The organism is Chroococcidiopsis sp. CCNUC1, from assembly GCF_023546805.1.
In the GTDB taxonomy this organism is placed as follows: domain Bacteria; phylum Cyanobacteriota; class Cyanobacteriia; order Cyanobacteriales; family Chroococcidiopsidaceae; genus Chroococcidiopsis; species Chroococcidiopsis thermalis.
The window spans coordinates 307363-319096 of the sequence record NZ_CP097481.1; the positions used below are offsets into that span (position 1 = coordinate 307363).

At 43.7% G+C, this 11734-nt stretch carries 14 protein-coding genes; all 14 read right to left on the reverse strand.

Annotated elements, in window-relative coordinates; genetic code table 11:
- Window positions 1-174 precede the first annotated feature (174 nt).
- The 14 genes from M5J74_RS30910 to M5J74_RS30975 all read right to left on the reverse strand — a co-directional run bounded on the left by M5J74_RS30910 (window position 175) and on the right by M5J74_RS30975 (window position 11507).
- Complete coding sequence (locus tag M5J74_RS30910; RefSeq protein ID WP_250017393.1) at window positions 175-417, reverse strand: hypothetical protein; 243 nt, start codon at window positions 415-417, stop codon at window positions 175-177.
- Window positions 414-599, reverse strand: a complete 186-nt coding sequence (locus M5J74_RS30915) for a hypothetical protein (protein WP_250017395.1) — start codon at window positions 597-599, stop codon at window positions 414-416. The genes M5J74_RS30910 and M5J74_RS30915 overlap by 4 nt, the downstream gene beginning before the upstream one ends.
- Window positions 600-866: 267 nt before the next feature.
- Window positions 867-1424: a hypothetical protein gene (locus M5J74_RS30920; protein ID WP_250017397.1), complete on the reverse strand. Its 558-nt coding sequence runs from the start codon at window positions 1422-1424 to the stop codon at window positions 867-869.
- Entirely contained in the window at window positions 1390-2187 is a 798-nt protein-coding gene (locus M5J74_RS30925; RefSeq protein WP_250017399.1) for a hypothetical protein, read from the reverse strand. The genes M5J74_RS30920 and M5J74_RS30925 overlap by 35 nt, the downstream gene beginning before the upstream one ends.
- Window positions 2188-2257: 70 nt before the next feature.
- Window positions 2258-4069: a DNA polymerase domain-containing protein gene (locus M5J74_RS30930; protein WP_250017400.1), complete on the reverse strand. Its 1812-nt coding sequence runs from the start codon at window positions 4067-4069 to the stop codon at window positions 2258-2260.
- Window positions 4070-4286: 217 nt separating this feature from the next.
- A complete protein-coding gene (dnaX, locus tag M5J74_RS30935; RefSeq protein WP_250017402.1) occupies window positions 4287-5621 on the reverse strand; it encodes a DNA polymerase III subunit gamma/tau in 1335 nt (444 codons plus the stop codon).
- Between the two features lie 77 nt (window positions 5622-5698).
- Entirely contained in the window at window positions 5699-7039 is a 1341-nt protein-coding gene (gene dnaN, locus M5J74_RS30940) for a DNA polymerase III subunit beta (protein ID WP_250017404.1), read from the reverse strand.
- Between the two features lie 73 nt (window positions 7040-7112).
- On the reverse strand, window positions 7113-8036 hold the full coding sequence (locus tag M5J74_RS30945) for a DUF5895 domain-containing protein (RefSeq protein ID WP_250017406.1): 924 nt from the start codon (window positions 8034-8036) through the stop codon (window positions 7113-7115).
- A 111-nt stretch (window positions 8037-8147) separates the two neighbouring features.
- Complete coding sequence (locus tag M5J74_RS30950; RefSeq protein ID WP_250017408.1) at window positions 8148-8462, reverse strand: hypothetical protein; 315 nt, start codon at window positions 8460-8462, stop codon at window positions 8148-8150.
- A gap of 68 nt (window positions 8463-8530) precedes the next feature.
- The gene (locus M5J74_RS30955; RefSeq protein WP_250017410.1) at window positions 8531-8758 is read right to left on the reverse strand and encodes a hypothetical protein; all 228 of its coding nucleotides are present in this window, start codon (window positions 8756-8758) and stop codon (window positions 8531-8533) included.
- Window positions 8759-8932: 174 nt separating this feature from the next.
- The gene (locus tag M5J74_RS30960; RefSeq protein ID WP_250017412.1) at window positions 8933-9256 is read right to left on the reverse strand and encodes a hypothetical protein; all 324 of its coding nucleotides are present in this window, start codon (window positions 9254-9256) and stop codon (window positions 8933-8935) included.
- Between the two features lie 51 nt (window positions 9257-9307).
- The gene (locus tag M5J74_RS30965) at window positions 9308-10024 is read right to left on the reverse strand and encodes a PD-(D/E)XK nuclease family protein (protein WP_250017414.1); all 717 of its coding nucleotides are present in this window, start codon (window positions 10022-10024) and stop codon (window positions 9308-9310) included.
- A gap of 68 nt (window positions 10025-10092) precedes the next feature.
- Window positions 10093-10932: a ThiF family adenylyltransferase gene (locus M5J74_RS30970; RefSeq protein ID WP_250017415.1), complete on the reverse strand. Its 840-nt coding sequence runs from the start codon at window positions 10930-10932 to the stop codon at window positions 10093-10095.
- Window positions 10929-11507, reverse strand: coding sequence for a Mov34/MPN/PAD-1 family protein (locus M5J74_RS30975; protein ID WP_250017417.1), 579 nt, complete (start codon window positions 11505-11507; stop codon window positions 10929-10931). Before M5J74_RS30975 ends, M5J74_RS30970 begins: the two co-directional genes overlap by 4 nt.
- Between the last annotated feature and the right edge of the window lie 227 nt (window positions 11508-11734).

Sequence of the window (11734 nt, forward strand, 5' to 3'; positions counted from 1 at the left end):
AGTGAATGTCGATCTTCTGATTCAAAAAATTTGTGGAAGCATTTGATTGCAACTCTCCACGAACTTTATATCAAGCATCACAGATGATGCCGCGAGCATGAATTACGTATCGTAGCAGTTTTCGTATGCGCTATCATATTCAGCACAACAATACTATAGTGCGATCGCTCTTTATTACTGGGGTGGATTTTGCTGCTGTGGAAACAGGCGATCGCCAAAATGTTCGCGCATCCGTTCGTTAGCAAGTTTCACATACTCGTCAAAAGGCAATTTTGCTTCCTCTGCCGAGATCAAAACTTTCTTTGGTCGTAGTGCTCGCCTGTCCATGTATGCGTGAAATGCCTCTTGGTCTTGACGATGTGCCAGCATATAGCGCTTTAGTTCTTCGTCAGTCATTTGGTCAAAGTTAACACTCATGGCAACAACTCTCCTTCTGGATCGATTTCGAGTTCGATTGATTCTTCCTCACCAGCCAAGATAAATAAATTTCCAGTACGTTCGTCTATTCTAATCATATGAATTGGTTGCCGAAATATTTCAGTCAGTTGGTAACAATGTCTATACAAACTTCGCAACTGTGCCGCAGTTGGTTCTCTCATGATGGCATATTTAGTAAGTAGAGATTGGGATGTTGGGGTAGGTGTGGGTGAGATCGCTCTACATCTAAAACTGAATGTTAGGAGGATGCGTACATACTTTGGTAAGAGATGGGCTGTTCGTTTTGGTAAATTGCGTTGACCCTACAATGAGTAGATTCGTAGAAGTCGAATGAGGATGAATTATTTCACATTTGTTTGATTATAAAAGATAAATTCTTCAAACTCGAACTCTTTTAGCAAAGCTGGAGAAACTTTAGCTTCTTTTACTCATGTTCGCTCGATAATTATTAAATGGCAATCAACATCAGTATATCTAACGCTATTGGCGAATAGTCCGTAGGGTAAATCGATAGCTTGAGCGCCGACTGTCTTCAGCCAATTTCTAAAGTATTTATCGAGGTTACTGTTGTGTTGCCAGGGGGACGAACTGCATAGAGATACTAGCCTCCCTCCAGGTTTTAGGCATTTATAAGCCTTGATAATGTGGCTGACTTGTAGCGAGAATGGTGGATTTTGGATTATCCTGTCATACTTACATTCGAGATTAGGTGTAGTGAGAAAGTCAGAACCAATCACCAATAGATTTTGTAAAGTCAGAACCAGTTGTAGCTCTGGAATTGGTTCGATGACTTCGACTATTGCACCGAAATTTTGTAATTCAAGAGCAAGATTTCCAGTTCCAGCACTCGGTTCGAGGCAAAGGCAGCCAGGAGTAATGTTGGCGTTTTCTATGAGGATTTCTACTACCCACGGCGGAGAAGGAAACACATCCTTGCGATTGAGAATGCTATTATCTATTGCGAGCGGTAAATTTAATAGATCCACTGCCTTGTTTCTCAATAGTATTTGTCTCGGTAATTGGTTGCGTGACTCCGCGATCGCGGAGTGCGTCAAGTCCCTCTAGATATTGCATTACGCAAGTCGGTCCTCCAACTTGGTATAGCGCGATCGCATCTGACCATTCTTTGGGAGAAGCTTGTTTATTCTGAAGAATGGCAACAACTGCTGCTGGTAGATGGATAGACGATCCTGTTGCTGAATCGTGGTAAATTACGGTTTCTGAAAGTAGTTCTCGTTCGCTGAGAACTTCTCCTGTTTTGGACAAATTAATCCGATGTAGTTGTGCTGTTATCCCCGATAGGGGTAAGCTATATTGGCTAGTTTTAGCAGGATTTTTATTTCGCTCTTGACAGTGCTTCTTGGGAACCAGAACGGGATTATTTGGTATTTGAACGCTGTAGATTTGGGGAATTTCTAGAGATAGTTGTCCTTGAAGCTGATAAGTCGTTGTATGTTTTTGGGGAGCGATAATTCTATAGCTGTAATCTGCACTAGAGCGAGGATCGCCAAATTTTCGGAGTTTTACTCTGACTTGATGAAAAATTTGACCTCGAACGTAACTATCCGCAGATAGGATTGATAACGGTGAGTCTTCATTCCATTCGATAGTAACTACGCGATCGCCCGACAAACCTTCATAAATATCTGTAATTCTGGCATGGCAACGACAGGCAATAAACTTATTAACCCACTCTTTTTGCTTTTTGTTTAATCTGGGTTTTCTATAGCTTTTCTTTTTTGTCTTCATAGTGCTGCTTTAGTTTTGCTAGTAAATCTGCATAAGTCTTCTATTCATGCAGATTCACTAAGGGGAATATTTAAAAAAGAGATAGCTGTACTTTTCGGTTTCCAAGAATTTCAGGTGCGACTAAGTCAAGAATTTCTTGGCGTTTTTGGGCAACGATTTCTAAGTAGTAGCCGCTGGAGTAGGAACCGCAATTGGTTATTCCTTCAATGCCTTGATAGAAAGTGACAACTTCTCCCGTACTCCCCAGACGCAAAAGGTTTTTTTCGCCTTTTTTGATTTTGCGAGTGATTTGTAGTTTAGAGATGGGAAAGCTACCAGAGCTAAGTTGTTGTTTAATGGATTGGTAATACGTCTCTGCTGTTTGGGGATTGCTAAGAAAGTGCGTCAGGTATTGTAGGGGAAATTCCTTTTCTAGTTGCGAGCGATCGCGCTTGCGCCAGATCCCCTTAGCAGTGACACTACCATCATCGTGCCAGAGAATGTAGTTTTTAGCGCCGCGTTCGGGGACGAACATAGCAGTGGCTTGAGTTTCAAGTTCGATGTCGATTCCTTCAGGCATTGCCGCTTGCAAGCTTTGATAAACTTGCACTGGCTGAGGATGGCTGAAGAAGATACCGTCGGTGTCGCTCTCAACTTGGATGCCTCCTTGTGTTTGAATAAATTCGATCGCGAACCGGAGTATGCGCCTGCCATAGGCAGTGACGAGAGCAGCAGCTTCCATGTCGTTGAAGCTCAGTCCAGAAGTGCCTAAAAAGCCAAATAGGGAGTTGATCGTGACTTTGAGGGCGCTTTGGGCATGATTGGCATCTATGTCTCCAGCTTTTGCCAGTTGCTTGAGTCGGAGCCGTTCTTGGGTCAGATACTCTAGAATGTTCAGTCCCACTCGGCGCGGATCTTTACGAGAGCAGATGCCGTACTTGAGCATGATACTAGGGTACAGGCTAGCCACATCAATTTTGGCAACGTTACGGTGCAATCCTGGGACTGAAATTACTAGACCGCCATCGAAGTGCATTTTTCGGTCGGCTGTCGGTCGAAGGGTGGGGTATTGGTTTTCAAGTATGCGCTGCCATTTCGTGCCGTTACCCGTGATGGCGAGTTGTTGCAGGTTCATTCTGGGTACGATCCCAGATTCATAGTAGTATGAAGGTACTAGCTTATCAGCGATTAGCTTGGTGTCTTCTAGATCGAAGATGAGATATTGGCGGATTTTTGCCCAGCCTTGACTCTGGGCTCCTTGTTGCCAGCATTCTAGGATTTGTTGATATGACAAAACCAATCGCTCTTGTTGGCGCAGTCCCATTTCTAACACTGCTCGTTTGAGCGAACGAGCGTTGTGAAGGCATTTATTTACATAATCCCATCTGAGAACGCAGATATAAACATCTACGTGTTGGCTGCCTTTGACGTACACCTGATGAATTTTTAACGGCTGACCGAATACTTGTGCTGTTTGGATTGTTCGCAACTTGTCAGAAATCTTGAAGGGATGTCGAATGTTGTATTTTTCACATCTCGCGATGATGAAAGGGATGTCGAATTGCGTGCCGTTAAAGCTGAGGATTACATCCGCACAATACCCTGAAACGTGCCTGACAAATTTCTGTAATAAACTACTTTCATCTAATTCCATAAATATTGTGGCTTGCCAATTTTCATCCATGCAACCAATGGCATATATGCGATCGGTTTGGCTGGAGAGTCCAGAAGTTTCAATATCGATAACGAGCTGCCTGAGCTGATTGTAAGGTATTAGCTCTCGATCGGGTTCCCATCGTTCTTTGGGAGAGCAGTCGGTATAGAAAATATCTAGTTCATTTTCATTTACAACAATTTTCCCTTTACTCCTAGTCACTAAATTTCTATGATTGTATTGTTCCATCGCTATTAGTTGTGATAAATTTAGTCTATTATTTAGTTAAACTACTAATAGGCTTTGAGATAAAAAGTACGATCTCAGATGACTATAATCGCTCGGTATTCAAGCAAAGAGTGCTAATAGGATACGGAAGAATGTATAGCTTTTCATCTTGTTGTTTGAGTATGAAAGACAAACATTCTTCCGTCCTTGCCAGCCACCGTAAAAAACTAGGCTAAAACTACCGCACCCAGCTTGTTGTTTTGCCTACAGTAGTTAACTGTTTGTTAAGACGTGCTTCTTCGATCGCCTTGACCCATGCGGGAGCTTTCTTGCCATTGACGGTTGCAAGAGCGTTCCATTTTTCCCACAATTCTCCATAACATAGGTGTGGTAGTAATTGATGCGCCCAAGCGATCGCGTCGCTAGGATATTCCCAACTGTACCAAGGGTCGGCGGTCGGCTTATTGTTAGCTGCTAACGGTAGAGGAATTTTGGCTAATTCTAGAATTGTGACTTCTAGCCAAAGTTGCGACGATTGTTGTTTCATCTGCCGCTCTCTGGAATTAAGCAGTTTGATGGCATCTTGGATTGAGATTGCTTTCCAATATTGCACTAAAATTTGTAATTTCTCCCATTTTTCTGTTGCCTGCCATGCTAGTTCTGTAGCATCAGCGCAGGTTTTGATAACGAGTAGATCTTTGAGTATTCTCAGGATGTCCAGGTAAACGATAAATGGATCTTTGCCTTGCTCGACGAGTTTTTGGATGATGCGACAACAGGCAGTTGCATTTCCCGTGCTGATGTTGTCCAATAAATCGAGCAGTTCTGGTTCGGGGACAGTACCAGCCATGAGATACACCTGCTCGGCAGCGATCTCCGTGCCAATATTACTTAGTTGGTCGAGCAGCGTCAGAGCATCTCGCAAGCAACCATGACTTGTTTGCGCTACGAGTTGCAGTGCCTCTTTTGTAATGTCAATTTGTTCTGCAACGGTAATTGCTTGCAGGTGTTCTGTAATTGTTTTAGTGTCAATCCTTCTGAAGTCGAAACGCTGGCATCTAGAGATAATTGTCAGCGGGACTTTATGCACTTCTGTAGTACATAAAATGAATACTACGTTTGATGGTGGTTGTTCCAGTGTTTTGAGTAGAGAATTGAATGCCGCTTGGCTCAAAGAGTGGCACTCGTCGAGAATTATAACTTTGTATCGGCTTTCGACAGGTGCAAAACTCGATCTTTCAACGATCTCGCGAATGTTTTCCACGCCGGAGTTACTAGCAGCATCGAGTTCGTTGACATCAAGGGAGTGGCTGGAGGCGATCGCGCGGCAAGATTGGCACTGACCGCAGGGTGTTGTGGTGGGTGGGTTGGCAGATTGGCAGTTGAGAGATTTAGCCAGGATGCGGGCGGTGGATGTTTTACCAGTACCTCTAGGTCCGACGAACAGGTAAGCTGGGGCAATTTTGCCCCCATTGATGGCGTTAGAAAGGGTAGTAGCAATGATGTCTTGTCCTACCAGTTGTGCGAGAGTTTGAGGACGGTATTTGAGGTGAATCGGATTGTAAGGAATCATGAGCGTACTTGAGGAAGTGTTTGCTTGAGAAAGCGCCCGATTGTTTGCATCGAGCGCCAAGGAGGGCGATCGCCCAATTAAACTGTTACGGCTGCTTTTGGTTTGTTTTGCCTGTTGCGCCTAGCTTTGGTAGGTTGGGCTGTTTCTGGAGTTTGGGCACCATTTTCGCTTTCGATTTGTGCTACCGTCTCCACTTGTGATGGTTCAATGATGCCCGATTGTGTTTGGGCTACTTCTACCTCGCTGCTATCAATGCTAGTTTTTGTATTGGCAGGTTTGTCGATCTCATAGCCAGAGGAAATCAACACGGGCATGACGAGGGTAAGTTGGTTGAGGATGCCACCCACAGGGCAGACGATAGCGGGTCTAGACGATTCGTTCGCTTTGATAACGATTTCATCAGTGGTGACGTGTTTGACAGCTTCAGCTAGGTAGGTCAGGTTGAAGCCAATGCCGATCTGTTCGTCCGATGCAGAATTGGCTTTAATAATTACAGATTCGATCGCGTTACCCACATCGGTAGATTCCGTGTACAGGGTTAGTTGTTGGTTTTTCACGTCCCAAATAGTTTTGACAGTTTTGCTTTTCTTCTCGGCTAGGGTTGCAACTCTTCTGAGTCCGGTTTCCAGTGCGGCTTTGTCTATGTAGAATTCGTGTTGGAAGCTGGTAGGAATGAGGCTATCGAGCTTGGGAAACTCGCCTTCCAGCAGTCGGGAGGTAATTCTAGTGTTGGGCAAGTTGAATTCTACAAAATTGCTGTTGAAGTCAAGCGTGCAAGTACTGTTTTCGCTCTTGGTTGAGAGAATTTTCTCGATTTCTTGTAAGTTTTTGTAGGAGACGGTAAATTCAATATTTTCAGCAATGTCTGCGTCGAAAGGTGCCGATACTATTGCCAAGCGATGAGAATCTGTTGCCCCTGCTTGCCAGCGATCGCGCTCGAATTTGAAATTGACACCAGTAATGACAGGTCTAGTTTCATCTTTGCTGGCAGCGAATAGGGTGGCGCGAATCGCAGCAAGGAATTTCTTGACTGGCAAGGTAATACTTCGATCTCCGCCGCTGGGCAGTTGTGGAAATTCACTAGGGTTGAAGCTTTGAATTCTGCGCTTGCCCCTGGAGTGGGAGATAATGCAGGTGCGTTCTTCTAATTCAAAGCACAGTTCTCCTTTGAGATAGCCAATCGTGTCTGCCAGCAATTTTCCTGGTAGTGCTGCTACACCTGAAGTTTTAATGTTGGCTTTGGTTTTGCTATGGATGCCGAGGCTGAGATTAAAGCTAGTGGTAGATAAAGTTTGAGTTTCGGCATCAGCGACTAATAGGATTGCGCCGAGAATAGGATCTGTGGGTCGAGTTGGGATGGCAAGGGAAGCAGCATCTAGTAACTGAGATAGTTTGTCTTGTTCGATAGTAAAGTTCATGTTTTATTGACTGATAGTATTTGACTTTGACTGGGGGAGGTATTGCCTCCCCTTGAGGTGCTATGTTGAAACTTTAGTAAGGCAGCTCGTCTGCGTTAGCAATTACAGCCACAGCATTAGTGTCGATAGTTGTTGCATTCGTGCTATCTGAAGCACTTTCAAGCATTCTGTTATGTTCTTGGGCAGTTTTGAGAATGTTGCTAGAGAACTCGTTGCTACTTTGAACTATTGCCCATAACTCCTCCTCTTTTTGCGGTACGAGGTAATTGCTGAGGTCATCACCTTGGGGGGCAGGCGTGGCAAAATAAGCGGGAACGGCTACCCATGACTTTTGTTCGCCATCTGGAGGTTCGAGGGATGGCTTGAAGGTAGGATTGAAAATACCAGCGATGTGAAAGCGTTCGTCTTTTGGTTTATACTGAGTTTTTCTGCGGTTGGCATAAGCAATTTCTAATTGACGCTTGAACTGCCTGTATGCCTCGCCAAAGCGGACTGCTGCTACTCCTTTGATCGAAAGGATCAGCGGTAGGTCGTGGAAGTTATTGTTATTTTCATCTACTAAGTAGATCAAGTAAAAAGTCCGCAGCGTCGCTAAATTGCCTAAGTCCTCATATTTTTTGCGTCCTTCAACGTTCTCGTAGTTAGCAACGAGTTCTCCAGTTTTTCTGATTTCGATACAGCGCGGTGAAGTCCTTAAGATATGCATTCTCGGCGACTGGAGCAGAACGCCTAATTCTGTAGCACCACTAGAAAACGTATGCTCGTAGGTAGCTTCCGGTCCGCGCCAGCCTATCTGTGGTAAGTTTTTGGCTTTAACAAACATACCAACACTCGCAGGAGATTTGTCATTCAAGACTTGACAGATAGGGAGATCGGTAATTTTGCCATCGTACTGAGAGGATTCATACTTAACAATGAGATTGTCAAAGTCATCTTCAGTAACAATATTGTTATCTGATGAGATTGTTGATGTAGCTTGAGTCGTTTGTTTTCGCATATATCCAGAGTAGATATGTCGGTTCGTCAGCACCAACCGAGATTGCAAAGCAATGAGTCGTTGTTAAAAAAATACTCCAGCATTGCTGGAGAGCGATCTGATTTATGAGCTTCAGTCGAATAGTTGACTAAAACTTTCAGGATTTTTACTGCCATTACTCTTGCCAATCGTACAGTCAGCAGGTTTTTCTTGCAGCAGCTTGCTTTCTATTTCTAATTCTTTAGCTCGTTGAAATGCCAAAATACTTCTGATGTGTTGTAGTAAGGTAATTAATTCATCTAACTTGCTAATACATTTAGTAGAGAATGAGATAGAAACATTTTCACCATTCTCTAGAAAATAAGCTGTCTGTAACTCTTCGCTACCATAATTACTGACAATTGTACTGGAAGTTATATTGATATTAAGCGAATGCTTGAATAACATAAGGCTCCTGTTTTTGCTGGTACGTGGATCGATTAATAAAAATCTATTTGAATTGAGTGCGTAATACTTTAACGTCCGCTCGTCTTTTGTGTAGTAGATAGCATCAGCTTGGATATATTAGTGCCGTTCGCAACTTTCCAACCTGCATTCTTGCATTTCCCAACCGCCTCATCGAGTTCGGCTCGATTGGGTAAAAACTTGTATCGAATATAAGGAGCTGTACCGCACGCCGGACAGATATAAGTTTGGAAACCATCGCCAATTGCAACATATGTCATGCGTTTGTAGTAAATCATTGTTGCTTCTATCTAATCAGTGCTAGTTTTTGTGAAAGCGGGTTGAAGTAGTTGTTGCCGCTCGGACAAATTTGGTTGTTTTAGCATCTTTACAAAAATAAATTGAGCAGGTCTTCATTAGATTACGCGACTCCTCCTTACTACACTTAGACAGGACAAAAAGACCTGCTCAATTTATAAGGTATAACCCCTTAGATCTTTGACAGCACACTGCCAAATTATTTGGCTGGTGCACCCCCAAGCCTTGCATTCAATTGGTGCAGCCAGTCGTCGGGAGCTTCTAATCACAGCTGCCGTACACAGATGGTTTTCCAACAAATATTGTTGGAACTTTTCTGCATCTTTAGTTTTGTAAAACCCGAAGTAAGAGACTTTTCTCATTCCTAGTGGATTTGTAATTGTTGCGACTCTTGGCGATAAAATGTTGAGCGTCCATCCATCTGGTGTTAGCTGTACTTTTTTGAGGTCGATTTTTTGCTTAATTGTGATATTGTCCATATCTAGTTAGTCACGAGCAGGGAAATCGGTATTTCCCTATTTCTGTTACGTTCAAATTTCAACTTCGGGAACTGTGGCTAGATATTCCTGAGTGGTAAGTTCGCCATTGAGAAACTTTTCGATCTTCAGTTCGCTGGCATCGCGCTCAAATTCCGAAAGAGCGGTAGGTGACACATTCTTTTCTGTTTCAGGAAGCTTTGAGAGAATGCTTTCTAATTTCTGCTGAAATTCTTCATGTTGTTGCTTACTGTATCCGAAATGGTAGATAGGAATATCCTTGGAGTTAACTAATAGGTAGCTAATGCCAATCTGTTCGGGAGCGAAGCTACTGTTTTCTAGCAAGAGAAACAGGCGAAGTTGCGTCTGCCAGCTTTCGAGTAACTGGTGGTAGCTAAACGGACGAGCTTGAATCGACCAATCTATAGCAATTAACCGCTCTTCTTTTTCTAAAATCAGGTCGTATTGTGCCACTAACAAGTTGTTGCTAATAAGTTTTTGCAAGCTGGCATTCCAACTCTTAGCGATCGCAGGTATGCTAATAATTGGCTGAACCTTTTCTACCCATTCTTTGATTTGAGGAGAATTGTTTAGCAATGGTTCCACAGATAGACCCATGCCTATCTGTTGCATAATTAGATGAAACTGTTTGCTCAGAACATTTACTCGCTCGCAAAAGCCTGGAGTGTAAATACTTTCTCGTTCTAAATCTGGAAATTTCTCCGGAGTAGTTTCTAAAATTTCCAGGAGTTTGTAGTCGATTAAGTTCATCTTTTTCAGTACTAGCATTCAACGGTGAGTGCAAAGCACTACCGTTGTTGGCTTTAGTACTGGATTTTTTAATTTTGGAATTGAGATAAGTTGGAGGGGGTGATATAAAGGGATTTGCAATTCATCGTTTTGCAGTCAAAATAGGTGGCGAATCTTCTCAATCCTCCGGTGAATGTGAGTTCTAAAATGTATTGGCTGGCTATTGTCGCGGCAAATTGATTGACGAATAATGCCTGATAGTTACGTAGTTGAATCTCGGCACAAGAGAGGCGAGAACTCGACAGTTCTTCCGGTTGCGCCACGAGGAGTTCTGGGTGGAGCGATGTTGGAGACGGAAGTTGGTAGCAGAGATTAGGACGTTCGGGGCGATCGAAAGCACGTAACAGATCGAAGTTGGTGGTAGTCCCTAGCAAGACTTGACCGCTAGTTTGGGCATTGCCGCAGTCCAGCCAGAATATGGAAGCTAGTTGCGTTTTTGAATTGTATTCGAGGCAGCGTTCGATCTCTGCCCTGGCTGCCGCATTATCAACGCAGCCGATAATTACTATCAGTGTATTCCATTGCTTTAACCGAGCTACCATCTGATAGTCAAAGGGCCGATCGATCGCTTTAATGCTAATTCCAAAGGCGCTACTGTAACGAATTGCGAGTGCTTCTGCTTTATTCATGCCGATTTCTTCAGGCAGGAATATTTGTCTAGGAATATTGCGCGACTCTACAGTATCGAAGTCCACGATGCGAATAGATACTTGTTTTTTGGTAACGCTTTGAATTTGACAAACAACTTTGCACAGTTCTCTGATGATACAGCTACCCGTTCCACCAGCACCGACAAGGACAAACTGAATTTGAGTATTTTGAGCCGGAATAATCGGTACTGAATTAGCAAACGATAAGTCGATTGTCATGTGGCAAAAATCCAAGAGATAGGTATGTTGAAGAAGCGATCGTAAACTCCCAATCGCACGCAAATAGAAGGTTTTTCAGGTAAGGAACCGATGACGGCGAAGATTCTGAACTTACCGCTTTCTTCAAGATCGTCTTGAGTTGAAAAGCAAGCAGGCGCTCCTGCATGGCTGTGGATTTCGATGAGGGCAGTTTCATAAGTAGAATTAAATGACGATTCCGTTGCTGCAACGCTCGTGCGGCTAGCTGTTTGTGGTGGAACGTGCAGTTGCCATCGATCGTCATAGCTCAGATAGAACAAAACTTCTCGCTCGCCTGCTTCTAGGCAAATACGAAGAATTTCTGAGATGGTTGACGCGGGGACTTTTGGTGGCACGAGGCGAAAATAAGGCTGGATCTGGAGCAGATTGCCAACGATGCAGTGGGCGATCGCAAGGCACACTTCTAGTTCTGGACGGTGCGATCGCAGGAAAATACCATTACCTGCCATCCAGTATTCTTGTAACTTTTCCGAATAAGGAGGGAGGTTATTGGTATCGCTGGCGATAATGTTATAGCTGCAAAAGGGGTTGTTCATAGCGCGGGCAACCTGTCAGCAGAGTATTTTGGATTGCTGCTCAGTATGAGCGCATAGCGCTTACTCGTTGTTTGTTTGCGCGAGCGACAGGTGCTTGCGACTGTACATTAAAGAATCATTGTCCGGTTGTAAAGAATTAATGCCCAACCACACGCCCAGCTAGAACGCTTACCTGGTAATAGCTATAGCAGTGCTTTAAATATTTCCGTTTAAATCAAAAGTTGTCA

Coding starts and splice junctions, on each gene's coding strand:
- M5J74_RS30925 (WP_250017399.1), bottom strand. CDS start 2,187: ATGAAGACAAAAAAGAAAAGCTATAGAAAACCCAGATTAAACAAAAAG.
- M5J74_RS30910 (WP_250017393.1), bottom strand. CDS start 417: ATGAGTGTTAACTTTGACCAAATGACTGACGAAGAACTAAAGCGCTAT.
- M5J74_RS30965 (WP_250017414.1), bottom strand. CDS start 10,024: ATGAACTTAATCGACTACAAACTCCTGGAAATTTTAGAAACTACTCCG.
- M5J74_RS30975 (WP_250017417.1), bottom strand. CDS start 11,507: ATGAACAACCCCTTTTGCAGCTATAACATTATCGCCAGCGATACCAAT.
- M5J74_RS30950 (WP_250017408.1), bottom strand. CDS start 8,462: ATGTTATTCAAGCATTCGCTTAATATCAATATAACTTCCAGTACAATT.
- M5J74_RS30955 (WP_250017410.1), bottom strand. CDS start 8,758: ATGATTTACTACAAACGCATGACATATGTTGCAATTGGCGATGGTTTC.
- M5J74_RS30945 (WP_250017406.1), bottom strand. CDS start 8,036: ATGCGAAAACAAACGACTCAAGCTACATCAACAATCTCATCAGATAAC.
- dnaN (WP_250017404.1), bottom strand. CDS start 7,039: ATGAACTTTACTATCGAACAAGACAAACTATCTCAGTTACTAGATGCT.
- dnaX (WP_250017402.1), bottom strand. CDS start 5,621: ATGATTCCTTACAATCCGATTCACCTCAAATACCGTCCTCAAACTCTC.
- M5J74_RS30915 (WP_250017395.1), bottom strand. CDS start 599: ATGAGAGAACCAACTGCGGCACAGTTGCGAAGTTTGTATAGACATTGT.
- M5J74_RS30930 (WP_250017400.1), bottom strand. CDS start 4,069: ATGGAACAATACAATCATAGAAATTTAGTGACTAGGAGTAAAGGGAAA.
- M5J74_RS30970 (WP_250017415.1), bottom strand. CDS start 10,932: ATGACAATCGACTTATCGTTTGCTAATTCAGTACCGATTATTCCGGCT.
- M5J74_RS30960 (WP_250017412.1), bottom strand. CDS start 9,256: ATGGACAATATCACAATTAAGCAAAAAATCGACCTCAAAAAAGTACAG.